The sequence below is a fragment of the Actinoallomurus sp. NPDC050550 genome, from assembly GCF_040655075.1.
Lineage (GTDB): Bacteria > Actinomycetota > Actinomycetes > Streptosporangiales > Streptosporangiaceae > Actinoallomurus.
Genome location: NZ_JBFAJC010000006.1, coordinates 150611 through 176666, shown reverse-complemented (window position 1 = coordinate 176666; position 26056 = coordinate 150611). Strand labels below are relative to the sequence as shown.

The window sequence follows — 26056 nt, the reverse complement described above, 5'->3', positions numbered from 1 at the left end:
CGCCACCGAGTGGCGGGGCCGTTCGTCTTCGGATGGTTCGGCGAGCGCGTTCGCGCAGGGCGCCGGCGGGTCAGGCGCGGGCGCCCGGCCGACTCACTCCGCGTAGACGACGACGTAGCGGTTGGGCTCTTCGCCCTCCGACTCGCTGCGCAGTCCCATGGCGGCGATCGCGTCGTGCACGACCTTGCGCTCGAACGGCGTCATGGGCGACAGGGCCTTCGGCTCGCCCGTGCGCTTGACGTCTTCGCCGATCTCGCTGCCGAGCTTGGACAGCTCTGACCGGCGGCGCTCCCGGAAGCCGCCCACGTCGAGCATGAGCCGGCTCCGTTCGCCGGTCTTGCGGTGCACCGCCAGGCGGGTGAGCTCCTGGAGCGCCTCCAGCACCTCGCCCTTACGACCGACGAGCTCGTCCAGCGTGGCGCCGACGACGGACACCAGGGCCCGCTCGCCCTCGACGTCCATGTCGATGTCGCCGTCGAGGTCGGCGATGTCCAGGAGGCCCTCGATGTAATCCGCCGCGATCTCGCCTTCCTGCTCGAGCGCCTTGATGTCGACCTTCACGGTCTCCGCGGTCTCGGCTTCGGCTTGGCTCACTCCGGACTCCTCATGCGTACTGCGACTCGACTGGGAAGTCACGCTATCGCTTCCTCTTGCTCCGCGGCTGGCGTGTCGGCTGTTGCCGTACGACCTTCGGCGTGTCGTCCACCGACTCCACCGGCTCCTCCGCCTCGGCCTTCTTCTTTGCCTTACCCGCTGAACCGTTCGCCGTCGCGGACTTGGTGAGCGCGGTCCGGGGGGTCGCCTTCGTGGCGGACTTCACGGCGCCGCCCTTGGCGGTGCCGGTCTTGCCGGTCGCGGACTTCGTGGTGCCCGTCTTGGCCGCGCCGGCGCCGTCGCCCTGGGCGGCGGGGGTGGCCATCGGGTACTTCTTGTAAACGTAGTGCGACTGGGCCAGGGTCCACGAGTTGGTGGTGACCCAGTAGATCAGGACGCCCAGCGGCAGGGTGAGACCGAAGAGGCCGAACAGCGGCGAGAGGTACACCAGGTACTTCTGCGACGCCATCATCGGGTTGTCGGCCGTCATCGTCTGCATGGACCGGCCGACGCTCGACTTCATCGTGAAGAAGGTCGTCGTCGAGCTGATCAGGACGGCGAGGCCGGTGACGACCATGGCGCCCGCGTGCCCACTGGAGAAGGCGTCCTTGAACGTCGACGGGATGTGCGCGCCGAAGATATCGGCGTTCTGGGCGCTCTGGATGAGGTGCGAAGAGATGCCGAACTTCGACTGGCCCTTCGGCGTCGTGGAGATCGCCCGGAGCACGTTGTACAGCGAGATGAAGATGGGGAACTGCACCACCAGCGGAAGGCACCCGGACAGAGGGTTGGCCCCGGCCTCCTGGTAGAGCTTCATCATCTCCTGGTTGAGGCGCTGCTTGTCCTTCTTGTACTTCTTACGCAGCGCCTGCACCTGCGGCTGCAGCTCCTGCATCTTCCGCGACGCGTGGATCTGCTTCACGAACAGCGGGAAGAGGATGAGCCGCATGAGGACGGTCAGCAGGAAGATCGACAGGCCCCACGCCCATCCGCTGTCCGCCGGGAAGATCAGGCTCAGGCCGGCATGGATCTGTACGATCACCCACGCGACGGCCTTGAACAGCGGATCGAGGAAACTGAGACTCACCGGCCGGCTCCTATGTGCTCTCCGAAACAGTGCCGCCGGGGGGCGGCGTTACGTCGTGTGGTTCGCCCTTCCGCGGCGGCACCGGGTCGTATCCGCCGGCGTGAAAGGGGTGACAGCGGGCGATACGCCGTACCGCGAGCCAGCCGCCGCGCAGGGCGCCGTAGGTGCGGAGCGCCTGCAGGGCGTAGGCGCTGCAGGTCGGCTGGTAGCGGCACACCGGGCCGAAGAGCGGGCTGATGAACCGACGGTAGAAGACGATGGGCACCGTCAGGGCCCGAGCCGCTAGCGTCGGCTTGTCCGTCATGTCCGCCTCTTGACCTGTCGCCGCAGGAGCCGGTCGAGTGCCGCGTCGAGATCCGCTGCGAGTTCGTCGTGGCGTGCGGCCGCCGCCTTGGCGTTGGCCCGCACGACAAGCAGGCTACCTGGTGCGAGCCGATGCAGGTGTTCCCGGACGATATGCCGGAGCCTGCGACGCACGCGGTTGCGGACGACCGCGTCACCGACCTGACGGCCGACGGTGAAGCCGACCCGGGCGGGTTCGTCGACGTCATCCCGGAATTGCAGGTGAAGAACGAGATGAGGCCGTCCGGCACGATCGCCGCGCCGGACGGCCGAAGTGAACTCTTCTCGCCGCCGCATCCGGTGTCCGGACGGCAGCATGGATCGCCGCTGCTCAGACCGCGATCTGCGCGCGTCCCTTGCGGCGGCGCGACGACATGATCGCGCGCCCCGCTCGGGTGCGCATGCGGAGCCGGAAGCCGTGCTTCTTGTGACGGCGGCGGTTGTTCGGCTGGTACGTGCGCTTGCTCACTCGAGACTCCAGTGGGGTGCTGCGGTCAATGTGCTCATGTCGCATCGGGCACCTGAGCCCGTACGGGACGGGACCCGGCGTCCTGCGGGCGCGCAGCACCGCCGTCGATGCGACTCGACCGTCGTACGTTACGGTCTGCGCCGCCCTCCGGTCAAACCGAGCACGCGTATCCCCAATAACCCCGGGGGTTGTGCACAAGTTGTGGACAACCCTGTGGATGACGCGTGAGAGAGTGTTCGTCTGACGTTGTGCGGGAGGACAACGCCCATTAGTGGGGCGCCGGCCGCTTCGAGGGAGGGGAACCAGGATATGGACGGGCTGGATCTTGCGCTCGTGTGGACGAGGGCCCTGGAGGCGCTCCCCACCGATCTGCCCCCGCAGCATCGCGCCTGGCTCTCCATGACCCGGCCGCTGGCCCTGGTCGAGGACACCGCGCTCCTCGCGACGCCGAACGAGTTCGCCAAAGAGGTCCTCGAGAACCGCCTCCACCCGTTCATCACCGAGGTGCTGTCCGCGCAGCTCGGACGCGACATCCGTGTCGTGGTCACCGTGCAGCCCGACCCGGCGCCGCCCGCCGAGCGCCAGATCCCGGCGGAGCCGGAGACCGATCACGAACAGTCCGCCCACGGCTCCGGCGGCTACCGGCTGGAGGGCCCGCGGTTCCCCACCGCGCCGCACCGCGGTCCGTCCGCCGACCCCGGCCCCGGGTCGTACGGCGACCCGAACGCCGGGAACTACGGCGAACGCGGACCCGCGCCGTACGGCGACCCGAACACCACGGGTCCGAACACCGGGGGTTACGGGGAGCCCGGCCCCGCCTCCTATAAGAACGACCAGTACGGCGGCGGCGAGCGGTTCAGCTCCGAGCGGTACCGCGCGGAGCACCAGTACGGCGGTGACCCCTATCGCGGGGAGGGCTACCGCGACCAGTACGGCGCGCCGTACCAGCCTGAGCCGCCCTACCAGCCTGAGCCGCCGCGCCGCCTCGAGCAGCCGGGCATGCCGCCCGTCCCGGGGAACCAGCGGGACCCGTTCGTGCCGACGCCCGGCGCGGCGCCGGGCGGAGGCTGGCAGTCCCGCCCGCCCTCGGACTCGGGTGCGAAGGCGAGCGCGGAGCCCGCTCGGCTGAACCCGAAGTACACCTTCGACACGTTCGTCATCGGCTCGTCCAACCGGTTCGCGCACGCGGCGGCCGTAGCGGTCGCGGAGGCGCCGGCCAAGGCGTACAACCCGCTCTTCATCTACGGCGACTCCGGGCTCGGCAAGACGCACATGCTGCACGCCATCGGCCACTACGCCCAGAGCCTGTTCAACGCGGCCCGGGTGCGATACGTGAGCTCGGAGGAGTTCACCAACGACTTCATCAACGCGATCCGCGACGGCAAGGCCGACAACTTCCGCCGCCGCTACCGGGATGTGGACATCCTCCTCGTCGACGACATCCAGTTCCTGGAGAACAAGGAGCAGACGCAGGAGGAGTTCTTCCACACCTTCAACACCCTCCACAACGCCAACAAGCAGATCGTGATCTCCAGCGACCGCGCGCCGAAGCAGTTGGTGACGCTGGAGGACCGGCTCCGTAACCGGTTCGAGTGGGGCTTGATCACGGACGTTCAGCCGCCGGAGTTGGAGACCCGCATCGCGATCCTGCGCAAGAAGGCGGTGCAGGAGGGTCTGGTCGCGCCGCCGGAGGTGCTGGAGTACATCGCCTCGAAGATCTCCACGAACATCCGTGAGCTGGAGGGCGCGCTGATCCGCGTCACGGCGTTCGCGAGCCTGAACCGCCAGTCGGTGGATCTTCAGCTCGCCGAGATCGTGCTGAAGGATCTCATCCCCAACGACAGCGGCCCGGAGATCACCGCCGCGACGATCATGGCGCAGACCGCGACGTACTTCGGTATCGACATGGAACAGCTGTGCGGACCGTCGCGCTCGCGGGTGCTGGTGACCGCCCGCCAGATCGCGATGTACCTGTGCCGGGAGCTGACGGACCTGTCGCTGCCGAAGATCGGGCAGCAGTTCGGCGGCCGGGACCACACGACGGTCATGCACGCCGAGAAGAAGATCCGCAAGCTGATGGCGGAGAAGCGGCCGATCTACAACCAGGTCACCGAGCTGACGAACCGCATCAAGCAGCAGGCCCGCAACGGCGGTGCGTGACGTGGCCTTCCCGGATCGGCCGGCCACGGATCTGTCGGTGCGGGTGGGCAGGCTGTCCCCAGGAGCCGGTCCGTACGTGCCGGGTCGTCCACAGCGGTCCACAGACGTCCACAGGACATGCACAGTGGTTATCCCGAAGTCGTGGATTACACAGGGTGGGGATAACTCTGTGGATGAATCACCGTGGACAACCCTGTGGAACGACGGGGAAAAACGGTGGACGACGTGGGGACGGACGGTGGACACCCGGTGGACAGATTCTCGTCATCCCCAGGCATCCACCGGATCCACAGGGTCGATGCACACCGGGGGTGGATACTGAAACACGGTCTGAGCTGCGAAGACTAGGCTTCTCCACAGTATCCACGGTCCCTATGACGATGACTCTCCTTGTATCTACAAAGAAAGAAAGTCAAAACGTAGAGGGGCATGCGGGCTCACGAGCCCGACCCGTACGGTTTCTTAAGTTCCACCACACAAGGTGATCAAAACCTCAGGAGACGGTCCAAAGTGAAGTTCCGCATCGAGAGAGACGTTCTCGCCGACGCCGTTGCCTGGACCGCGCGCTCGTTGCCGGTCCGTCCGCCCGTCCCGGTGCTGGCCGGGATGCTCATCGAAGCCGGCGACCAGCTGAAGCTGTCGTCGTTCGACTACGAGGTCTCGGCGCAGGTGACCATGGACATCGACGCCGACGAGGCGGGCACCGCGCTCGTGTCGGGCCGGCTGCTGTCCGAGATCTGCCGCAGCCTCCCCGCCGCTCCCGTCGAGATCACCACCGACGGCGCCAAGGTGACGCTGAAGTGCGGGTCGGCGAAGTTCACACTGCTGACCATGCCTGTGGAGGACTACCCGAGCCTCCCGGAGATGCCTCCGGCCGCGGGCACGATCGGCAGCGACGCGTTCGCCGCGGCCGTCTCCCAGGTGGCGATCGCCGCGGGCCGGGACGACACCCTCCCGATGCTCACCGGCGTCCGCGTGGAGATCGAGGGCGACACCGTGACCCTGGCCTCCACCGACCGCTACCGTCTCGCGGTCCGTACGCTCCGCTGGCAGCCGGAGCAGGCCGACATCTCCGCGATCGCTCTCGTGCCCGCCAAGACGCTCTCCGACACCGCCAAGTCCCTCACGTCGGGGGCGGAGGTCTCGATCGCCCTGGCGGCCAAGGGCAGCGGCGAGGGCATGATCGGCTTCGAGGGCGGCGGCCGCCGTACGACGACGCGTCTGCTCGACGCGGAGTTCGTGAAGTACCAGTCGCTGTGGCCCAAGGAGACCTCCGCCGTGGCGGAGATCCAGACGGGTCCGTTCGCCGAGGCCGTGAAGCGCGTCGGCCTGGTCGCCGAGAAGAACACTCCCGTCCGCCTGTCGTTCCGGCAGGACGAGGTCGTGCTCGAGGCGGGCAGCGGCGATGATGCACAGGCTGTGGAAGTTCTCGGCGCGTCCCTCGACGGTCAGGACATCGACATCGCCTTCAACCCGAACTTCCTGCTCGACGGCCTCAGCGCCATCGGCTCGGACGTCGCCCGGCTGGCCATGACGACGTCGACGAAGCCCGCGGTGATCACCGGGAAACCCGCCGACGAGGCCGACCCGGACTACCGCTACCTGATCATGCCGATCCGGCTGTCAAGCTGATTCTCCGGGGTAACTAGGCTCAGACGGACACGGGAGCGCCATCTGAGGAGATGTTCATGGAACTGGGGATGATCGGGCTCGGCCGCATGGGCGGCAACATGGCCAAACGCATTCGGCAGGCCGGGCACACGGTCGTCGGCTACGACCGTGACCCGGCCGTTACCGACGTCGGCTCCCTGGAGGAGCTCATCCAGCGGCTGAACGCGCCGCGGGCGATCTGGGTCATGGTGCCCGCCGGCGACCCGACGCGGGCCACGGTCGACCGGCTCGGCGAGCTGCTGGACGCGGGCGACACCGTCGTCGACGGCGGCAACTCGCACTACCAGGACGACCAGAAGCACGCCGGGCTGCTGGCCCAGCACGGCATCGGCTTCGTCGACGCGGGCGTCAGCGGCGGCGTCTGGGGCCTGCAGAACGGCTACGCGCTGATGGTCGGCGGCGACGACGAGCACGTCAAACACCTCATGCCGATCTTCGAGGCGCTCAAGCCCGAGGGCGAGTTCGGGTTCGTCCACGCCGGCGCGGTCGGGGCCGGGCACTTCGCGAAGATGGTCCACAACGGCATCGAGTACGGCATGATGCAGGCCTTCGCGGAGGGCTGGGAGCTGCTCGAGGCCAGTGGCGTCGTCAACAACGTCCCCGAGACCTTCCGCAGCTGGCGCGAGGGCACGGTCATCCGTTCCTGGCTCCTCGACCTGGCCGACCGCGCGCTGGAAGAGGACCCGGAGCTGGCCCAGCTGAAGGGTTATGCACAGGACTCCGGCGAGGGCCGGTGGACGGTGCAGGCCGCTGTGGACCTCGCGGTGCCCCTGCCCGTCATCACCGCGTCCCTGTTCGCGCGGTTCGCCTCGCGGCAGGACGACTCCCCGGCCATGAAGATGATCGCCGCGCTGCGCAACCAGTTCGGCGGCCACGCTGTGGAGACGCTGAAGGGCGCCGACTCGCCGGGCGCCGACGTCACCCCGCCGCAGCCCTGATCGCCGGTGCGCCGGGGTCGCGGCGCACTCGGTAATCCACAGGATTGTGGAAAAGCGCGCCCGATCTGGGGACGAGCCGAGAGGCGTCGGCCGCCTACGTGTCCGGCCGTGTATCTCCCGGCCTCGTGGTCTCCACGGCCGCACCCGCCGCTCTGCGAAGGGCCGGTGTGCGGCCGGGCAGCGCGGATCGTCCACAGGCCCTACCCTCGTCTGGGTGTACGTCGCCCACCTCACGCTGCAGGACTTCCGGTCGTACGAGTCGGCGGAGATCGCCCTCGACTCCGGGATCAGCGCCTTCCTCGGCCCGAACGGCCAAGGGAAGACCAACCTCGTCGAGGCCATCGGGTACGTCGCACTGCACGGCAGCCACCGCGTGTCCACAGACGCGCCGCTGGTCCGGCACGGCGCGCAGCGGGCGATCGTGCGGGCCGGGATCGTCCGGGACGAGCGCAAGGCGCTGATCGAGCTGGAGATCAACCCGGGGCGGGCCAACCGCGCCCGGCTGAACCGGTCGCCGGTGCAGCGGCCCCGTGAGGTCCTGGGGATGCTGCGGACCGTGCTGTTCGCCCCGGAGGACCTGGTCCTGGTGAAGGGCGACCCAGGGGAGCGCCGCCGGTTCCTCGACGAACTGCTGACCGTCCGCGCCCCGCGGTTCGCGGGCGTCCGGTCCGACTACGACCGTGTCCTCAAGCAGCGCAACGCCCTGTTGAAATCCGCGGCCGCGCACCGGCGGGCACCCGGTCCGGAGGTGCTGAGCACGCTCGACGTGTGGGACACCCACCTCGCCCGTACGGGGGCGGAGCTGCTGGGCGCCCGCCTGGAGCTCGTCGCCCTGCTCGAGCCGCTCGTCGCCAAGGCGTACGCCGCGCTCGCCCCCAGCGGGGTCGCCGCCCTTGAGTATCGGTCCTCTATAGAGACCGGGTTGTCCACAGACCGTGCACAGCTTGCCGAGGCCCTGTTGAAAGGCATGGCGGAGACGCGGCGCAATGAACTGGAGCGGGGCGTCAGCCTCGTCGGCCCGCACCGGGACGAGCTGTTGCTCAAGCTCGGTGACCTGCCGGCGCGCGGGTACGCCAGCCACGGCGAGTCCTGGTCGTTCGCGCTCGCGCTGCGCCTCGCGTCGTACGAGCTGCTGCGCTCCGACGGCGACGACCCGGTCCTGATCCTGGACGACGTGTTCGCCGAGCTCGACACCGGACGGCGCAACCGCCTCGCCGAGCTGGTGGCCCAGGCCGAGCAGGTGCTGATCACCGCGGCGGTCCCCGAGGACGTACCCGAACGGCTGAGCGGCGCGACGTACGAGGTCGCGAATGGGGAGGTCACACGTGTCCGATGACCAGGGCGATCCACAGCCTGTGGAAAAGCCGAAGTCGGGGATCGAGCTGGCCCGAGAGGCCCTCGCCCAGGCCAAGGCCGACGCGAAGCGGCGCGGTGCTCAGCCGGGACAGACTCGGAAGAAGCGGTCTCGGGGCGGCGGCCGCGAGCCGGGGCGCGGGGGCGATCCGACGGCCTTCGGGCCCGCCATCCGGGAGCTGCTCGCGGCCCGGGGCTGGGAGGAGCGCGTCGCGGTCGGCGGCGTGTTCGGCCGCTGGCCGGAGATCGTCGGGCCTGAGCTGGCCGAACACACCGAGCCGCAGACGTTCGAGGACGGCATCCTCGTCGTGGCCGCCGACTCGAACGCCTGGGCGGCGCAGCTGCGCCTGCTGGCCGCGACGCTGGTGAAGCGGCTCAACGAGGAGCTCGGCCACGGGAGCGTGCAGCGCGTCAAGGTCATCGGACCGTCGTCGGCGTCGCGCAGCCCGGGGCGGCTGCGGGTGACCGGCGGTCGGCGCCGTACGTGAGGAATCGTTTTCCACAGGGTGTGGGAGACGGCTTGCGCAGTCCGGCCCGATTCGTTTTCGTCGTCCGTAGGCCTTGTCACCCCCCTGGACCGGTAGGGGGACTTCCGGGCGACTCTGTTCGTCGCTTATACGCCTTGAGAACGCCCTACATGGCCCAAGAAGGGGTCCGGGACGGATAGAATGGAGGCCGGATACAGGACACGATCGCCGTTGCGGGCCGCCCGTGGATCGGGCGCCCTGCTTGTGTGTTACGGGGTGCTGCGCGGCGCGTGTCCTCCGGCAGGAGGATCTCCACTTGGCGTACGACGCTAGCTCGATCACTGTCCTAGAAGGCCTCGAGGCGGTTCGCAAGCGCCCGGGCATGTACATCGGTTCTACGGGAGAGCGTGGTCTTCACCACCTGGTCTACGAGATCGTCGATAACTCCGTCGACGAGGCGCTGGCCGGATACGCCGACACCATCGAGGTGACGCTGCTGGCCGACGGCGGCGTCCGGGTCCGGGACAACGGCCGTGGCATTCCGGTCGGGGAGCACCCGGTGGAGAAGCGACCGGCCATTGAGCTGGTCCTCACCACGCTGCACGCCGGCGGCAAGTTCGACAGCAAGTCCTACGCCGTCTCCGGGGGTCTGCACGGCGTCGGCTCCGCGGTGGTGAACGCCCTGTCCACCCGGCTCGAGGCCGAGGTGCGGACCGACGGCCACGTCTGGCGGCAGTCCTACACCTGGCAGGGCGCCGAAGGGCCCCTGCAGAAGGGCGAGCCGACCGACGAGACCGGCACCGTCATCACCTTCTGGCCGGACGGGTCGATCTTCGAGACGCTCGACTGGAACTTCGAGACGCTCAGCCGCCGCATGCAGGAGATGGCCTTCCTCAACCGCGGGCTGACGATCACTCTGCGCGACGAGCGGCCGGACCACATCAACGGCGAGCCGCGTGTGGTCACGTACCACTACGAGGGCGGCATCGAGGACTTCGTCCGCTACATCAACGCCAAGAAGGACTCCGTCCACAACTCGGTCATCGCGTTCAGCGAGGAGACCGAGGGCATGTCGGTCGAGGTCGCCATGCAGTGGAGCGGGTCCTACTCCGAGTCCGTCCACACCTTCGCCAACACCATCAACACGGCGGAGGGCGGCACGCACGAAGAGGGCTTCCGCGCGGCGCTGACGACCGTCGTCAACAAGTACGCGCGCGAGCAGAAGCTGCTGCGCGAAGGCAAGGACGACAACCTGGCCGGTGAGGACGTCCGCGAGGGCCTCACCGCGATCATCTCGATCAAGATGGCCGACCCCCAGTTCGAGGGGCAGACCAAGACCAAGCTCGGCAACACCGAGGCACGGTCCTTCGTCCAGCGCGCGATGTACGAGAGCCTTCGCGACTGGCTGGACCGTAACCCCGGCGAGGCCAAGGAGATCATCAGCAAGGCCACGCAGGCGGCCCGCGCCCGCATCGCCGCCCGCCAGGCGCGCGACCTCACCCGGCGCAAGAGCCTGCTGGAGTCGACGTCACTGCCGGGCAAGCTGTCGGACTGCCAGTCCACCGACCCGAGCAAGTGCGAGATCTACGTCGTGGAGGGCGACTCGGCGGGCGGCTCGGCCAAGGGTGGCCGTAACCCGCAGTACCAGGCGATCCTCCCGATCCGCGGCAAGATCCTCAACGTGGAGAAGGCCCGCATCGACCGGGTCCTGAAGAACAACGAGGTCCAGGCGATGATCACCGCCCTGGGCACCGGCATCCACGACGAGTTCGACATCGAGAAGCTGCGGTACCACAAGATCATCCTGATGGCCGACGCCGACGTCGACGGCCAGCACATCCGCACGCTGCTGCTGACCCTGCTGTTCCGCTTCATGAAGCCGCTCGTCGAGGCCGGCCACGTCTACCTCGCCCAGCCCCCGCTCTACAAGATCAAGTGGGACGCGCGGGGCAACGAGTCCGACTACGCCTACTCCGACCGCGAGCGCGACGCGGTCATCGAGGCGGGGATGGCCAACGGCAAGCGCGACCCCCGGCCGCGCGACGGCGTGCAGCGCTTCAAGGGTCTCGGCGAGATGAACGCCAGCGAGCTGTGGGACACCACCATGGACCCGGAGCACCGCATCCTCCTCCAGGTCACGCTCGACGACGCCGCCCAGGCCGACGAGTTGTTCACCGTTCTCATGGGTGAGGACGTCGAGGCGCGGCGCTCGTTCATCCAGCGCAACGCCAAGGACGTGCGCTTCCTCGACATCTAGCCAGTGCGCGGGCACCGGGGTTCCGGTGCCGCCCGGCCACTGACTCAACAGCGGAAGAGGTTTACAGGTGACGGACGTTACCTTGCCGCCGGAAGGCCCGGCAGACCGGATCGAGCCGGTCGACATCCAGGTCGAGATGCAGCGCAGCTATCTCGACTACGCGATGTCGGTCATCGTCGCGCGGGCGCTGCCCGAGGTGCGCGACGGTCTCAAGCCGGTGCACCGGCGCGTGCTCTACGCGATGTACGACGGCGGCTACCGCCCCGACCGCGGCTACTTCAAGTGCGCCCGCGTCGTCGGTGACGTCATGGGTAACTACCACCCCCACGGGGACAGCTCGATCTACGACACCGTCGTACGCCTGGCGCAGCCGTGGGCGATGCGCTACCCGCTCGTCGACGGCAACGGCAACTTCGGCTCCCCGGGCAACGACCCGGCCGCGGCCATGCGGTACACCGAGTGCCGGATGGCGCCGCTGGCCATGGAGATGCTGCGGGACATCGAGAAGGAGACCGTCGACTTCTCGCCGAACTACGACGGGCGCTCCCAGGAGCCCGACGTCCTGCCCAGCCGCTTTCCCAACCTGCTGGTCAACGGCTCGGCCGGCATCGCGGTCGGCATGGCCACCAACATCCCGCCGCACAACCTGCGCGAAGTGGCGGCCGGCGTCGAGTGGTACCTCGACAACTACGGGGCGAGCGACGAGGAGCTCCTCGACGCGCTCATCGAGCGGATCAAGGGCCCGGACTTCCCCACCCACGGCCTCATCGTCGGCCGCCGGGGAATCGACGAGGCCTACCGTACGGGCCGCGGCCTGATCACCATGCGCGCGGTCGTCGAGGTCGAGGAGATCCAGGGCCGCACCTGCCTCGTCGTCAGCGAGCTGCCGTACCAGGTCAACCCCGACAACCTCGCTCTGAAGATCGCGGAGCAGGTGAAGGAAGGGAAGATCAACGGCGTCGCCGACGTACGGGACGAGACCTCCGGCCGTACCGGCCAGCGCCTCGTCATCGTCCTGAAGCGGGACGCGGTCGCCAAGGTCGTCCTCAACAACCTGTACAAGCACACCCAGCTGCAGGAGACCTTCGGCGCGAACATGCTCGCCCTGGTCGACGGCGTGCCCCGTACGCTCCGCCTCGACCAGTTCGTCCGCCACTGGGTCGACCACCAGATCGACGTCGTCATCCGGCGCACGCGCTTCCTGCTGCGCAAGGCCGAGGAGCGCGCCCACATCCTGCGCGGTCTGCTCAAGGCCCTCGACCGGATCGACGAGGTCATCGCGCTGATCCGGCGCTCGCCGTCCGCGGCTGAGGCGCAGACCGGCCTGATGCAGCTGCTGGAGATCGACGAGGTCCAGGCGCAGGCCATCCTCGACATGCAGCTGCGCAAGCTGGCCGCCCTGGAGCGTCAGCAGATCACCGATGAGTACGACAAGCTCATGGCGGAGATCGCCGACTACAACGACATCCTCGCCTCGCCGGAGCGGCAGCGCGCGATCGTCGGTGACGAGCTGAAGGCCATCGTCGACAAGTTCGGAGACGACCGCCGTACGCAGATCATCCCCTTCGAGGGCGATGTGTCGATGGAAGACCTCATCGCCGAAGAGGACGTCGTCGTCACCATCACCCGCGGCGGCTACGCCAAGCGCACCAAGACCGACATGTACCGCGCGCAGAAGCGCGGCGGCAAGGGCGTACGCGGCGCTCAGCTCAAACAGGACGACATCGTCGACCACTTCTTCGTGACGACGACCCATCATTGGATTCTGTTCTTCACGAATAAGGGTCGGGTATATCGGGCAAAAGCGTACGAACTGCCCGAGGCTGGCCGGGACAGCCGTGGTCAGCATGTGGCCAATCTGCTGGCATTCCAGCCCGACGAGCGCATCGCCGAGGTTCTCGACCTGCGCGACTACGGCGTCTCCCCGTACCTCGTGCTCGCCACCAAGCAGGGCCGCGTCAAGAAGACCGATCTGTCGGCGTACGACTCGCCGCGTTCCGCCGGCCTCATCGCGATCAACCTCGATGAGGGCGACGAGGTCATCGCCGCCCGCCTGGTCTCACCCGAGGATGACCTGCTCATGGTCAGCAGCGGTGCGCAGGCCATTCGCTTCCCCGCCCGCGACGACGTCCTGCGTCCGATGGGACGCGCCACCGCGGGTGTTATCGGCATGCGTTTCGACGATGGCCAGGAAGTCCTCGACATGCACGTCGTCCTCGAAGGCGAAGACGTCCTGGTCGCGACCGAGGGCGGGTACGCCAAACGCACCCCCGCCGACCAATACCCGATCCACGGTCGTGGGGGAAAGGGCGTACTGACCGCTAAGATCGTGGAGAATCGCGGCAGGCTGGTCGGTGCCCTCATGGTCAGGCCCGAAGATGAGGTGTACGCCATCACTGCCAGCGGTGGCGTGATCCGTACGCGAGCGGCCGAGATCAAGCAGTCTGGGCGCTCCACGATGGGGGTACGCCTAATGAATCTCGCCGATGGGGACAGCGTGGTCGCCATCGCGAGGAACGTGGAGTCCATCGAGGACACCGACGCTGAGCCGGACACAGAGTCCGGGGAAGGGAGCGACGCGTGAGACGCCTGATGGCGCGTCGCCTCCCCGGGGAGGTTATATGACGGCCAACGCCGGAAAGGACGCCGACGGGAAGTCGGGGCGTTCCACCGGGGCAGGCGACAAGGGCGGTACGGGGAAGAAGACCAGCGCCGCGAACAAACCACCGACCGACGAGGTCACGGTCAAGAAGACCGACGACAAGGAGAAGGGTGTCGAGTCGGCCGACAAGGCCGATAAGCCTGACAAGGCCGAGGACACCGTCGTCGACCTCGCGGCCAAGAAGGACGGCACCGAGGACACCGTCATGGACCTCAAACTGCCGTCCAAGAAACCCGACCCCACGGGCGACGCCGCCGGAAGCAAGGACCGGCTCGTCTCCCGTGGATCGGCGAGCGATGGGTCGGCCAAGGAAAAGTCGAACACCGGAGAACCAGGCTCCGCCTCGGGTAGGACGACGTCCATGGACATTCCGAAGACGAGTCCAGGCTTCGGCGGAACCGGCTCCACGGCCGGCTCCACGCCGTCGTACGGATCCGCCTCCACGTCGTACGGGTCCGGCTCCACGACGGCCATCGAGCCCGCCCGGCGGCCGGCGGGCACCCCTCCGCCGCCCGACAAGACGGCCGGCCGCAAGGCCCCGCGCAAGGCCCACCTTCAGGTCGCGCGGTTCGAGCCGTGGTCGGTGATGAAGTTCAGCTTCATCATGTCGCTGGTGTGCTTCCTCGTGCTCTTCGTCGCGGTCACCGTGCTCTACCTGATCCTGTCGGCGCTCGGCGTCTTCGACGCGCTCACGCACACGATCCAGGACCTGCAGGGCAAGACCAACGGCAAGGACAGCCTGAACCCCGCCAGTTGGTTCTCCGCGGCTCGCATCCTCGGCTACACCGCCCTGATCGGCACCCTCAACGTCCTCCTCATCACCGCACTCGCGACCGTCTGGTCGGTCATCTACAACATGGCCGCCGACCTCGTCGGCGGCGTGGAGGTCACGCTGAAGGAGGCCGACCAGTAATCCCGCGGCCGCCCCAGGACGGAAGACCGGATTCGATTTCCTGTTGGGGCCGACGATCGGGTACTGTTTCTCGACGTCGCCTCCTGGTCGTCCGAGCCGGGAGCAGCTGCACGGGCCTATAGCTCAGTCGGTTAGAGCGCATCCCTGATAAGGATGAGGCCGGTGGTTCAAGTCCACCTAGGCCCACCCAGGTCAAAGCCCCCATCGGTTCGCCGGTGGGGGCTTTTGACGGCAACGGTGACGGCAACGGCTAGCTTTCCGAGTCTCCGAACAGCTCCCCTGCCACTTTCCCGAGTCCTTCGCGGTGACTGGCGTTGTCGCCGTGGGTGTAGATCTCCAGCGTCACCGCGATACGGGCATGACCAAGGATCTCCTTGGCGTCGCTTGGCGGAACGCCGAGCCTCTTGAGCAGTGACGCGGTGGTGTGCCGGAGGTCGTGCAGCCGGATCCGGCGCAGGCCCGCTTTGGCGGTGTTGCGCTCGAAAGCGCGGGCGAGGTTACGAGGCTCGACCGGCCGCCACGTCTTGGTCGTGAAGACGAGCCCGGTTTCCTGCCAGTCGGCACCGGCCCGACGTCGCGCGAATAGCTGCCGTTCGGCCAGTTCGATGAAGCCGTCTCGGATGATCGGGAGCAGGGGAAGGTCCCGCTTGCCCGCCTCCGTCTTGACCTCGGTCCGGGTCAGCTTGCCGTCCACCCGCTGAAGCTGCCACAGCACCCGGATGACATCGTCGTCCAGGTCGACGTCATCCCAGCCGAGCCCGAGCACCTCACCACGGCGCAGCCCGTAGACGAGAAGGAGCACGAACGCCGGGTAGAGCGGTTCGTTGCGGGCAGCGGAGAGGAAGGCCCGCGCCTCGTCCGCCGTCCACGGCTTGACGTTCTTGGAGGGAGGAGCGGGCAAGGTGGTCAGCCGGGCGACGTTCACGGCGATCAGTTCTTCCCGCATCGCCCGCGTCAGCGCGGCACCCAGCACCATCCGCATGATGTGGACCTTGGCCACCGAGTGACCGGCCGCGATCTGCGAATTGAGGAAAGACTGAACCTTGGCGACCCGCAGCCGCTCCAACCGCTGATTGCCGAGACCCGGCTTGAGGTAGAGCCGTACCGTCTGCTCGTACTTCTTGTAGGTGTTCCAGCGCTTGGCCGGACGCACGACGTGCTCAAGCCAGTAGTCCAGGTACTCGCCGAGCTTCCAGGGCTTGTCCGCGACGGGGATGCCCCGGTTCGACTTCCCCTGAGCGTCCACCAGCTTCTTGTGAACCTCATCGCGGGTCTTGCCGTACATGCGAACGCTGGTGCCACCAACGTACTGCCCGACCTGACAGACACAGCCGCGCTGGCGGCGGCCATCACCGAGCAGCATCAACGCTGACGCGACGCGAGCCACGTTTTTTGCCGAATTTCGCTGTATTAGATCAAGGCGGCGGCGCAAGCGCCGCCGCAGGCCGCCCGCTCCGGCACGCCCTACGGGCGTGCGGCGCGGGCGCCGGTCCCTCCAGCCGTGCCGATCGGGCGGCCGATCGGACGAAGACCTCACCGCGGATTCTCTCCAGCGTCATCTGGTCGGATCGTTTGCGCGGGACGGGCGCACGGCCGCCGGCAGACTCGCTCCGCTCGCCCTACGGGTGGCCTACGGCCATCGGACGGCAGCCCCGCTTACGTCGTCCCGAGAGAGTTGGTTGATCGAGAGCCCCTGGGGGCTCCTCCGCCCCCAGACCCCCGCGAACCGGAGCACTCGTCCGCGCGAATAGGTCTGTCACAACGTCCCGCCGTTCGCGCGGACGAGCACTCCGGACCGGTGCGACGAGGTTGCGGATATACGCGGAATGGCCCCCAGGGAGCAGGCCCTCAGCTATCCGCCGGGTCGCTGGTCAGGGCGTCGCCGTTCTACCGACACGTCGGGAACTCGTGGAATCCTGCGGCGCGGATGGGCACTCCGGGCCGAAGCGCGAACATCGGCCAATGCGCACCCAACGGATGAGCCCACGAGTTGATCTCGGACCGGTCGCGGTCCGGCGGCAAGACGCGGTTACGAATGTGGTGTTGAATCCTCGGGCTCCGTCAATCGCCCAGTGCCGGAACAGATCCTGCGGAGCTCTGCGGATGCAGGTGACCACTGATGGCCGCTCAGCACGTGCAGGTCAAGGGTGGCTGGTCTGCGGCGGCTCAGGTCGGGTTACCCAGAAACGGACGACAGAGCGCTTGCCCTCACAAGGTTCATCGGAACGGTAACCAGCGCAAAGGCATGCACGCAAACTAGATCGCTACCCGAAAGGACTTCGCCATGAGCGAGATCCAGTCCCCCGACCTGACCTGGTCGGCGGATGTGAAGCTGAACGGCACCGCGCTCACCGACATCCGCTACCTCCTCGAACGGGTGCTGAACGAGGCGAGCAAGGCCGCCCTCCTCGGCTCCGAGGAGGCGTCCCGGTTCGTCATCTGGGTGATCGCCACGATGGCGGGCGCCGAGACGGCCAACATCAAGCAGCACCTCGGCGAGCCGGGAATCGAGCTGAGCATCAGCTTCGCACGCAACCCCTGGTCGAAGGTCTGGCTCACGGGCGGCCGGACCAAGCGCTACACGGTGCACATCGTCGCGTCGGCCAAGCCGCAGCTCCCGCAGAGCTGAGGCCAACCACGGCTGGCATCTCCCACTCCACTGTGGGAGGTGCCAGCTACTTTTCCTATGAGCAGCCCGGAATTGTCCGGCGGCACGTCCGGAGCCGACGCCCTCGGGTTCTATGACGGCAGTGACGGCAACGCTGACGGCAACACCAGCAGACGCCGCCCGCCGACCGAGGACACCGGCACACAAGCGACGTTGGGGCGTCTACTGATCACCTCGGGCGTGATCGAACTGATAAGGATGAGGCCGGTGGTTCAAGTCCACCTAGGCCCACGAGTCGGGCCATCGCGGTCGGCGCTTCGCGCCTTCCCCGGTGGCCCGCAATGCTTTTCGGGGGACGACCGCCTGCCGGGGCCGGCCAGATCCTGGGGGCTCGGGTCGGCGACGACCACGCACCGAACGGAAGGATGCATCGGCTCGGCCGGTTCAATGCCGACGAGACGCCGGATGCCCGCGATCACTTCTCGGCCCCGGCAGGCTCGGCGACGTGCAGGACGTCCGCCAGACGGCGGGCCGCCTCGTCGACGTTCTCGACGGCCACCATCGGCTCGTACTCCGGCGGCGCGTCGCGGGTCGGCCCCGACCAGACCCACCACCACCAGAGCACGCCCTGGTGTTCGCGTACGACGATCGGTTGCGTCATCCGTGTGTCGCCGGGGTTCTGGACCTCGACGACGCCGTCTCGGCGAATGGCGACGTTTAAGCCGTCGCGCAGTAGCAGCGGTGCGAGCTTGAGCACCAGGGCCCTGACGGTGTCGACCGGTGGTGAGGGATTCGTGTCCGGTGCGTGCACTTGATGCCTCCTAGCGTCCGCGTGGTCCGGTAACGACAGGTCACGCTAGGTAGGCGAGAGGCCAACAATGCACACGAGTTGTGCGCATCGGAGTCCTTGACGGGCCGCTCAGGACAGCGACATATGCTCCTGAATCGCGCGTAGCGGTTCGGGCAGCGCTCGATAGTGGTCGACCAGGCGGCCGACCGTTTCGCGGGCCATGGGGTGATACCAGGTCATCTGGGGGGCTGTCTTCTCGGCGGACTGGATACGACGGAGCGCGCGGTCGTACTGGCCAGTCGAGACGAGGGCACGGCTCACGTCGATCTCATGGTGAGCACGCCGCTCCGCCGGCAGAGAGGATGGCAGCGATAGGCGGGAGTCCCGCCGGACCGCCTCGTCGAAGTCCGTGAGCTCGACCGCGACGGCCACACCGTGAATGTAAACGTTCGGGGCCGTGAGCTGGACCCCGTACTCGTCACGTACGCGCGAGCCGATGCGCCGGGCCGCGTCGTCGGCAATGGCGTGGTGCTCCCACGCCTCCGTTTCCCGGCCGGAGCGTGCGGCGACGATCGCGGCGCGCAGATGCAGAGCGCCGAACACCGTGACCGACTCCGGGCGATCCTGCTCGACGTGGTCGGCAGCGCGGTCGAGCAGTGTGAGCGCAGGGTCCCACGCGCCGATCGTCAGGAGCAGCAAAGCGCGCGACAGAGTAACGAGTTGCGGGAGGTTCGGGTCGTCGGACCGCTCGGCGGACCGCGCCGCACGCTCCATCGCCAGTTGCGCGAGGTCGGTGTATCCGAGGCGGCGCGAGAGCGAGTTGGCGAGGCTGTGTGTCTGGTTGAGCAGCCGCCAGACACGAGGCGAGTCGGTGTCGTGGGCGTGCACGGTCAGCTCGTCGATCAGCGCGGGCAGCCGCGCGCCGAGCTGTTCGTGACGGGCCTGCTGCTGCAGCCGCTTGGCCTCGGTGACTGCCTTAGCCAGTTCGGCGAGCGGTCGAGGTGGTGTGTCGAGCGTCGGGGCCAGATCGACGTACGTCAGCGCCTTGCGGATGTCGGGGATCGCCGCGTGGACGCGATCCTTGCGCATCGTGGAGCCTCGGTACGGCTGTCCGTACAGCGTGACCGGGTCGATGTGAAGCGCCGAGGCTACCGCCGTGACGAGTGAGGGGGTCGCTGGCTTCCGGCCGGTCTCGACCTGTTGGATCAAACTCCGGCTGACGAACGCGCGGTCGGCGAGATCCTGCTGTGTCAGGCCGCGGGCGCTACGTTTCCGGGCAATTCGACGGCCGATGCCCTCGTCAGGGTCCGGTGTCGTGTTAGCGGCAGACACAAGCCCTGCACCTCCTGAAGTCCGCAAACGACAGGCTACGGTGCAGGGCCTTGCGTTGTGTAGATAAGCAGGCACAACAGAGCGCGCCGCCAGGTCCAGCCCGGCGGGGCGTCTCTGTCGTACGGGTTACTCGCTGCGGACGAGGCGCAGGTGCCGCGCGGGTGCCCCGTCGCGGTCCTGACGGGCGCTCAGCAACGCGTACTGACCTCACCTCATCCAGATCCACCCACGCGGCCATCAGCGTGTCCGATATCGTCTCCTGCGTCTTGAACTGCTGCCGGAGACCGGCGACCAGGAGCTCATCAGCGGTCTTCACTCACCGGCCTCCTTGCCGCGTCCGATCCTCACCAGGCGTCTTAGGTGCTCAGCCAGTTCCTCCGCCTCGAGCGTGAGGTGGCCGCCCTGGTTCGTGCCGGTGCGGCTCAGCCAGATGCGCGGCTCGCGTTCGCAGTGGTGCTGGAGGAGGTACAGCCGTATCTCCTCCAGCTCGCCGTCGAGGTCGCGCCGGTCGGCGGGCGGCCCCGGAATGCATTACCGCCCGCAGTCCGGCGTGGGCTGGCTGCCCTCATCGGGGGTCCAGACGTACGCGTGAGGCATCAGGTCCTTGACCGTCACCCGGCGGATCCCGTCCACGGTGGGGATGAGAACGGCGATGCCCGGGTGGTAGTCGAGGAGAACCTGGCAGTCGCGGCCGCATGGCGGGATCACGCCGCGCCCTCGGTCCGCGTACGCGACGATCGCGGTGAGCTCACGGGCGCCGGAGGCGCGAGCGTGGCCGAGCGCCACGAGTTCGGCGCACGGACCGCCGGTGAAGTGGTAGAGGTTGATGCCGCCGAAGATTCGGCCCTGGACGTCCCGTACGGCGGCGCCGACGGTGTGCACCTCATCGTCGCCGTGGGCCTCGACGATCCGCCGAGCGTGCTCGATGAGTTCCAGGTCGTCCCCTCGCAGGTCTTCCATCAAAAGATCGTATCGATCGCCTCGGGACCGAACGCGCCGTGTCTAGAGGTGCGAAGGGTTCTACGGGCGTCGGCGTTGCCGCTTTTCGGGCCATTCCAGAACCAGCTCATCACCAGGAACGAGCGCGGCCCAGCGCCGGGCGGTGTCCTCGAGCACCTTTGCAGCCGTGATGGCCTTCGACTCATCGACTTTCGCATCAGGAAGCGTGGACAGTGCGTCCCGAGCCGCCTTGGCGACGGCGTCGGTGGAGGTGAGTCGTTCCGCTGCGATGCGCTTGACGAGGCCGGCCATCAGCTCCGCACGCTGCAACCGATCGGACCGGGCGCGTATCGCCCGTTCAGAGCGTTCCTTGGCGTGCGGCGGACGACGGCCGTCGATGTGCTCCATGCTGGCGAACACCGCTCCTGCGGCGACCGCTCCCCAAAAGCCCCCGTCGTCCTCCATCTCGCGCTCGACGATGAAGTGGACCGCATCGTGCGGAAGGTCGGGACCGGCCACTCCCTCATGAACGCGATACCGGACACCGTCCGAACGCTCCACCACGCTGTACGAGCGCTTGCCGTCCGGCAGCCGAGGAAATCTCACCCGCATGCATCCATGATCACATTGCCCTGCAACGGATTTTCGGACTCGCGCTCACCACCTTTCGCGGCAGCGGCCCGAGTGGGGAGCAGAGCGCGGCGATGCTCGCGGCGTCCGTGGCCGAGTACGACGTCGCGGAGCGCCGCGTACTGACCTGAATGCCCGCTGTCTCGCGGGCACCCGGATAACGCCCTTGGCGGGGCGCTCAGGACTCCCCAGGGGCCCCCTGGGGCCGCGAGGGCGGAGCCGCAGGTTACTCGTCGAGGAAGCCGGCGATCGCCGTGCCGAGGTCCGGTTTGGTGACCGCGCTCATGTGGTCGCCGGGCACGACGGCGTGCCGGGCGTTCGACAGTGCCTCGGTCAGCGCCTCGGCGGATCCGTTGTCGCGGTCCTTGTCGCCCATGACGACGAGGGTCGGCACCTCGATCCGGCCGAGCTCCTCGCGTGGCGTGTCGACGAACGTGTCGAGGACGTGGAGCAGCGCCACCGGGTCGCCGCCGACCGTCTTCAGGAAGGCCTCCGCCATCCACTCTGACGTGCCGCGTTCGAACGTGCCGAGGCCGGTGAGGATTCGACGGAAGTGATCGCCGCGCTGGCCGGTGTCGACGATGCCCTCCAGCCCCATCCCCGCCAGGATCGCCCGGCGAGGTGCCGCACCGCGGGTCAGCATCCGTACGGTCGTCCGGGCGCCCAGCGAATAACCGCCGAGGTCGTAGTCGGTGAGCCCGAGGTGGTCGATGAGTGCGAAGCCGTCGTCGGCCAGCACGTCGGGCGGATAGGCGGAGGAGTCGTGCGGCTTGCCGCTGTCGCCGTGCCCGCGCAGGTCCGGCATGATCACGCGATGGCCGCGCGCCGCGATCGCGGCGGCGTGGCCGTAGCGGACCCAGTTGACCGTCGCGGTGGAGAAGTAGCCGTGGATCAGCACCACGGGCCGGCCATGTCCCAGCTCGCGATAGGCGAGCTTGGTGCCGTCGTAGCTCTCGAACCATTGGGCGGGAAGGTCGGTCATGCCACGGCTTTCCTCTGGGGGACGCAGTCGTCGCCGACTATCTCATGAGCGTCACACGTCTCATCCATCAGGGTCGTTCGGGGCTTGTCCATCAAGATCACGGGACGGGTGTGCTCGCCACTTCTTCGTAATTGACCGTTGATTTTCAATGCTTTCCGAAGAAGCGAAATGCCGGCACCGTTCAGCGTGCCGCGACGTACGGAAAACCTGTTGCCCGGCCCGCATTTCGGCGACCGCCCGCTCCGATGGAGAGGCGGTCGTCGGAGGTCAGGAGGGGGAGGTCGGGGTCACCATCGATACCAGCGACGGCGCGGGCCGCCGGCCGCCTCGGAGCCGTGGAGGACGAAGCCCAGTAGCCACAGCACCAGGACGGCGAGCGCGATGTACCAGAGTACGTGGACGGCGAAGCCGGCGCCGCCGAGGATAAGCGCGAGGATCAGAACCGCGATCACGATGCCCATTTCATTCTCCTTTCGGGATGGCGCTTTCTTCATCACCATTAGGAATCGGGCTAAACATGAACGCTGCCGGATCAGGGGGAATGCAGCTGAGAACAACGATTTGTGCGGGCGTGAACTCAGGGCGTGAACTCAGGGCGCGAACCGGCCCGCGGAACGCCGGTGTCGTCGGGGATCAGAAGGCGAAGCCGCCGGGCCGTCCGTTGCGGTCGGCGAGGAGCCCGGCCAGTGTGGCGACGGCGATCTCCGGTGGCGTACGAGAGCCGATGTTGAGCCCGACCGGCCGGTGCACGCGGGCGATGTCCTCCGCCGGAACGCCCAGGTCGGTGAGCAGGCGTACGTGCGGTCCGGGATGGCGCGGGTTGCCCATCACGCCGATCCACCGGACCCGCCGGGTCAGCAGGTCGCGCAGGATGAGTCCGAGTTCGGGCCGGTGATGGTCGGTGACGACGACGTCCGCCGTACCGTCGAGGTCGGACGGTGGGGCGGTGACCACCTCCGCCGAGTCAGGGGCCACGACCGCCGCCCGCTCCGCGTCGGGCTCCAGCAGCAGGCACCGGAATCCGAGCTCCGAGCCGAACCGCACCAGGAAGTCGGCCACCGGAGAGGCGAACACGGCGATGAGCGTACGGTCGTCCGCTCCGCCGGGCGCCTGACCGTGCGCGGCGGCACAAGCGGGGTCGTGCTCGTGGTCGTCGGCCATGTCGCCAGTCTCGCACCGTTCGGCCCGCTCGGTCAGCGGTGCGTTGACCTGAATCATGGTTGAGGTTGCAGGGTGGACGCGCACGTACCGACCGAATGAGGAGAACCCTGTGCACGCCATCCGTCAGCAAGAGTTCGGGCCGCCGGAGAACCTGCGGTACGAGGAGGTCCCCGATCCACGGCCCACCGCCGGTCAGGTCGGGATCGCCGTACGGGTGTGCGGGGTGCACCTGGTCGACACGATGCTCCGCAGGGGCTCGTACGAGGGGCCCTTCGGGCTCCCGGAGCTGCCGATGACGCCCGGGCGCGAGGTGGCCGGCATCGTCGACGAGCTCGGCGACGGTGTCGAGGAGTCCTGGCTCGGCCGGCGCGTGGTGGTCCACCTCGGCATGGCGAGCGGCGGATACGCCGAACGTGCCGTCGCGAACGTCGCCGACCTGCACCCCCTCCCCGACGGGCTCGATTACGGCGCCGCCGTGGCGATGGTCGGGACCGGCCGGATGACGATCGGCATCCTCGACGTCGCACGGCCGACGGCGGACGACGTGGTGCTCGTGACGGCGGCCGCCGGGGGGATCGGCACACTGCTCGTCCAGGCCGCGCGGAACATCGGCGCCACGGTCGTCGGTGTGGCCGGCGGCGAGGCCAAAGTCGCGCGGGTACGGGAGTCGGGGGCGACGGTCGCGGCCGACTACACGGCGCCCGACTGGACCGACCGGGTCCGGGAGTCCCTAAACGGCCGCGGGGTCACCCTGGCGCTGGACGGGGTCGGCGGCGAGGCGGGCCAGGCCGCGTTCGACCTGCTGGCGCCCGGTGGACGGCTCGTCCTCTTCGGCTGGTCCGCGGGCGAACCCGTCCGGTTCACCGCGGCCGACCTGTTCAAGCGCAGCCTGTCGGCCTCCGTGGCGCTCGGTCCGGGGATCTTCCGCCGCCCAGGCGGCCTGCGCGGCCTTCAGGAGAGGGCACTGGCGGAGGCGGCGGAAGGGCGCCTGGTGCCCGCCGTGCAGACGTTCCCGTTGAAGGACGCCCCAGCGGCGCATCGGGCACTGGAGGCGCGCGCCACCGTCGGCAAGGTGGTGCTGGTGCCGTGAGGGGGACCGCCCGCCCTGAGCAGGGCGGGCGGTCCAGAGGTGTGCGTGTACGGGCGGCCGCCCGTCAGGGCGGGCCCGTACGGCCTCAGCAGTGCTTGAGGACCGCGCTGATCGCTTTCTTCTCGGCCGAGTCCACGGACAGGCCCCAGACGTACTTGACGTTGACGTAGGCCCGGATGTACGTGCAACGGAAGGCTTGGCGAGGCGGCAGCCAGCGTGCCGGGTCCTTGCCGCCCTTCTGCCGGTTGATGGGGTCGTCGGCGGTCCACAGCTCCGGATGCCTCAGGTCGTTGGCGAAGGCACGGCGCTTCGCGGTGGTCCAGTAGCGCGCTCCGGAGCGCCAGGCCTCCGCGAGCGCCACGAGGTGCTCGATGTCGACCTTGTGGGGGTTGGTGAGGTACTTCCCGTCGTACGGGCTGTACCAGCGGCCCTTGGTCGGGTAGCAGTCGGAGCCGACCCGGACCTTCGCGCCGTCGCGCTTCAGCACGACCTCGCGGGTGTTGCAGTTGTGGCCCTGGTCGATCCACTGGGGGAACTTCGCCCGGCTGTACCCGGACAGCGAGCCTTCTCGCCGGACCTTCAGCTTGGCGAGTTCCTTCTTGACGGTCGTCGTGCTCGGCGGGGGTGGCGGTGCGGCGGAGGCGGGGGTGGCGAGGACGACGGACAGGAGGGGCAGTGCGGGCAGGAGGGCGGTGACGGCGATCGCGCGCTTCACGGGCAATCTCCTCTCTGGGGCTTCCCACGCGCGAGAGTCGCTCCCCAGAGCCACGCCGGAGCAAGCGGTAAGTGAATCCAAAATGGCAATATGTGAGGAAAACAGCTAACAAACTTCATTTGCGGAGCTTTGCGAGCTGTGTCAGTGCTCGGAATGTGCTGCCTGACCTGGACGAACGGCTCTGGGGCACCGGCGAGACGCCCGCACGGCCACAGGGGACGGTGGGACGGCGGCAGGGGGCGGCCGGAGGGTGACGGGGATGAGACGTCCGTACGGCGGGCGGAAGGGCGACGGGGACGAGACGTCCGTACGGCGGGCCGGAGGGGCGAGCCGTGTCAGCCCGGCCCCGTCCAGTCGAGGGTGGGCGGCAGGACGCCTTCCAATGTCAGCAGCCAGCGCTTGACGTCGAGACCGGCCGATCCGAACCCGCCGAGCCCGTCGGCGGCGACGACCCGGTGACACGGCACGAGCAAGGAGATCGGGTTGGTCGACATGATCGTGCCGACCGTACGGGCGGCGTATCCCGGCTCGGCCGGCTCCTCGAACACACCGCTGCGTTCGGCGAGCGCCCCGTACGTGATGGTCTTGCCGTAGCCGACCGTCCGCTGGAGCGTCCGCAGGACGGCCGACTGGATCCCCGAGGTCGACCGCCAGTCGATCGGCAGGTCGAGTTCCCGGCACCGGCCGGCGAAGTATTCGGTGATCCGGCTCACCACGGCCGCGGCCCGGCGGTCGTCGGACGGATTCGGGATCTCCGGCCCGGCGGGGAGCCCGGCGACCCCCTCGGCGGTGTAGCCCGCCGCGACCACTCCCCGGTCCGTCACGGCGACCCGCAGGTCGCCCGTGGGAAGAGGGGTTCGCACGGTGACCCACGCCAGGGACCTGTCGACGTGCAT

25 protein-coding genes and 1 tRNA gene are annotated in these 26056 nt (G+C 68.3%); 11 read left to right on the top strand and 15 right to left on the bottom strand.

Features of this window, described 5'->3' with window-relative positions; genetic code table 11:
* Nucleotides 1-93 precede the first annotated feature (93 nt).
* Genes AB0I04_RS11200 through rpmH form a run of 5 tightly spaced genes read right to left on the bottom strand, consistent with a single transcriptional unit; the run spans nt 94 to nt 2492 of the window.
* On the bottom strand, nt 94-594 hold the full coding sequence (locus AB0I04_RS11200; protein ID WP_360882124.1) for a R3H domain-containing nucleic acid-binding protein: 501 nt from the start codon (nt 592-594) through the stop codon (nt 94-96).
* Between the two features lie 43 nt (nt 595-637).
* Nucleotides 638-1681, bottom strand: coding sequence for a membrane protein insertase YidC (yidC, locus tag AB0I04_RS11195; RefSeq protein WP_360882122.1), 1044 nt, complete (start codon nt 1679-1681; stop codon nt 638-640).
* 10 nt (nt 1682-1691) lie between these two features.
* Nucleotides 1692-1985 carry a membrane protein insertion efficiency factor YidD gene (yidD, locus tag AB0I04_RS11190; RefSeq protein WP_360882120.1) on the bottom strand — a complete coding sequence of 98 codons (294 nt, stop codon included), beginning with the start codon at nt 1983-1985 and terminating at the stop codon, nt 1692-1694.
* Entirely contained in the window at nt 1982-2320 is a 339-nt protein-coding gene (gene rnpA, locus AB0I04_RS11185; RefSeq protein ID WP_360882411.1) for a ribonuclease P protein component, read from the bottom strand. The genes yidD and rnpA overlap by 4 nt, the downstream gene beginning before the upstream one ends.
* A gap of 34 nt (nt 2321-2354) precedes the next feature.
* A complete protein-coding gene (gene rpmH, locus AB0I04_RS11180; RefSeq protein ID WP_360882118.1) occupies nt 2355-2492 on the bottom strand; it encodes a 50S ribosomal protein L34 in 138 nt (45 codons plus the stop codon).
* Between the two features lie 309 nt (nt 2493-2801).
* Here rpmH and dnaA point away from each other — a divergent pair, with 309 nt between their 5' ends.
* From dnaA to AB0I04_RS11135, 9 genes are all read left to right on the top strand, one after another.
* The gene (gene dnaA / locus AB0I04_RS11175; protein ID WP_360882116.1) at nt 2802-4652 is read left to right on the top strand and encodes a chromosomal replication initiator protein DnaA; all 1851 of its coding nucleotides are present in this window, start codon (nt 2802-2804) and stop codon (nt 4650-4652) included.
* Nucleotides 4653-5162: 510 nt separating this feature from the next.
* On the top strand, nt 5163-6284 hold the full coding sequence (gene dnaN, locus AB0I04_RS11170) for a DNA polymerase III subunit beta (RefSeq protein WP_360882114.1): 1122 nt from the start codon (nt 5163-5165) through the stop codon (nt 6282-6284).
* Between the two features lie 56 nt (nt 6285-6340).
* On the top strand, nt 6341-7261 hold the full coding sequence (gnd, locus tag AB0I04_RS11165) for a phosphogluconate dehydrogenase (NAD(+)-dependent, decarboxylating) (RefSeq protein WP_360882112.1): 921 nt from the start codon (nt 6341-6343) through the stop codon (nt 7259-7261).
* Nucleotides 7262-7475: 214 nt separating this feature from the next.
* Nucleotides 7476-8597 carry a DNA replication/repair protein RecF gene (gene recF, locus AB0I04_RS11160; RefSeq protein WP_360882110.1) on the top strand — a complete coding sequence of 374 codons (1122 nt, stop codon included), beginning with the start codon at nt 7476-7478 and terminating at the stop codon, nt 8595-8597.
* The gene (locus AB0I04_RS11155) at nt 8587-9102 is read left to right on the top strand and encodes a DciA family protein (protein ID WP_360882108.1); all 516 of its coding nucleotides are present in this window, start codon (nt 8587-8589) and stop codon (nt 9100-9102) included. The genes recF and AB0I04_RS11155 overlap by 11 nt, the downstream gene beginning before the upstream one ends.
* A gap of 295 nt (nt 9103-9397) precedes the next feature.
* On the top strand, nt 9398-11338 hold the full coding sequence (gene gyrB, locus AB0I04_RS11150) for a DNA topoisomerase (ATP-hydrolyzing) subunit B (RefSeq protein ID WP_360882106.1): 1941 nt from the start codon (nt 9398-9400) through the stop codon (nt 11336-11338).
* 67 nt (nt 11339-11405) lie between these two features.
* On the top strand, nt 11406-13922 hold the full coding sequence (gene gyrA, locus AB0I04_RS11145; protein ID WP_360882104.1) for a DNA gyrase subunit A: 2517 nt from the start codon (nt 11406-11408) through the stop codon (nt 13920-13922).
* Between the two features lie 37 nt (nt 13923-13959).
* Entirely contained in the window at nt 13960-14913 is a 954-nt protein-coding gene (locus AB0I04_RS11140) for a DUF3566 domain-containing protein (protein ID WP_360882102.1), read from the top strand.
* Nucleotides 14914-15025: 112 nt separating this feature from the next.
* Nucleotides 15026-15099, top strand: a tRNA-Ile gene (locus AB0I04_RS11135).
* Nucleotides 15100-15163: 64 nt separating this feature from the next.
* On the opposite strand, the gene AB0I04_RS11130 is transcribed toward AB0I04_RS11135, so the two are convergent.
* Nucleotides 15164-16276: a tyrosine-type recombinase/integrase gene (locus AB0I04_RS11130; protein ID WP_360882100.1), complete on the bottom strand. Its 1113-nt coding sequence runs from the start codon at nt 16274-16276 to the stop codon at nt 15164-15166.
* A gap of 921 nt (nt 16277-17197) precedes the next feature.
* Between AB0I04_RS11130 and AB0I04_RS11125 the strand changes: the two genes are divergently transcribed.
* Nucleotides 17198-17542, top strand: a complete 345-nt coding sequence (locus AB0I04_RS11125) for a hypothetical protein (RefSeq protein WP_360882098.1) — start codon at nt 17198-17200, stop codon at nt 17540-17542.
* A 454-nt stretch (nt 17543-17996) separates the two neighbouring features.
* Here AB0I04_RS11125 and AB0I04_RS11120 read toward each other — a convergent pair whose 3' ends face one another.
* The 7 genes from AB0I04_RS11120 to AB0I04_RS11090 all read right to left on the bottom strand — a co-directional run bounded on the left by AB0I04_RS11120 (nt 17997) and on the right by AB0I04_RS11090 (nt 23355).
* Nucleotides 17997-18332 carry a hypothetical protein gene (locus AB0I04_RS11120; RefSeq protein WP_360882096.1) on the bottom strand — a complete coding sequence of 112 codons (336 nt, stop codon included), beginning with the start codon at nt 18330-18332 and terminating at the stop codon, nt 17997-17999.
* Nucleotides 18333-18440: 108 nt separating this feature from the next.
* Nucleotides 18441-19643: a helix-turn-helix transcriptional regulator gene (locus AB0I04_RS11115; protein WP_360882409.1), complete on the bottom strand. Its 1203-nt coding sequence runs from the start codon at nt 19641-19643 to the stop codon at nt 18441-18443.
* Between the two features lie 531 nt (nt 19644-20174).
* Entirely contained in the window at nt 20175-20603 is a 429-nt protein-coding gene (locus tag AB0I04_RS11110) for a hypothetical protein (RefSeq protein ID WP_360882094.1), read from the bottom strand.
* A 60-nt stretch (nt 20604-20663) separates the two neighbouring features.
* Nucleotides 20664-21101 (bottom strand): hypothetical protein, encoded by a 438-nt coding sequence (locus tag AB0I04_RS11105; RefSeq protein ID WP_360882092.1) that lies wholly within the window; start codon nt 21099-21101, stop codon nt 20664-20666.
* A gap of 337 nt (nt 21102-21438) precedes the next feature.
* Nucleotides 21439-22194: an alpha/beta fold hydrolase gene (locus AB0I04_RS11100; RefSeq protein WP_360882090.1), complete on the bottom strand. Its 756-nt coding sequence runs from the start codon at nt 22192-22194 to the stop codon at nt 21439-21441.
* Between the two features lie 287 nt (nt 22195-22481).
* Nucleotides 22482-22655, bottom strand: a complete 174-nt coding sequence (locus AB0I04_RS11095; protein ID WP_360882088.1) for a hydrophobic protein — start codon at nt 22653-22655, stop codon at nt 22482-22484.
* Nucleotides 22656-22827: 172 nt separating this feature from the next.
* A complete protein-coding gene (locus AB0I04_RS11090; RefSeq protein ID WP_360882086.1) occupies nt 22828-23355 on the bottom strand; it encodes an XdhC family protein in 528 nt (175 codons plus the stop codon).
* Nucleotides 23356-23464: 109 nt separating this feature from the next.
* On the opposite strand from AB0I04_RS11090, the gene AB0I04_RS11085 reads away from it, so the two are divergent.
* Nucleotides 23465-24445 (top strand): zinc-binding dehydrogenase, encoded by a 981-nt coding sequence (locus AB0I04_RS11085; RefSeq protein ID WP_360882084.1) that lies wholly within the window; start codon nt 23465-23467, stop codon nt 24443-24445.
* A gap of 85 nt (nt 24446-24530) precedes the next feature.
* Here the strand turns inward: AB0I04_RS11085 and AB0I04_RS11080 are convergent, their stop codons facing one another.
* Nucleotides 24531-25160 carry an HNH endonuclease family protein gene (locus AB0I04_RS11080; protein WP_360882082.1) on the bottom strand — a complete coding sequence of 210 codons (630 nt, stop codon included), beginning with the start codon at nt 25158-25160 and terminating at the stop codon, nt 24531-24533.
* Between the two features lie 335 nt (nt 25161-25495).
* Nucleotides 25496-26056 (bottom strand): methylated-DNA--[protein]-cysteine S-methyltransferase, encoded by a 561-nt coding sequence (locus AB0I04_RS11075; RefSeq protein ID WP_360882080.1) that lies wholly within the window; start codon nt 26054-26056, stop codon nt 25496-25498.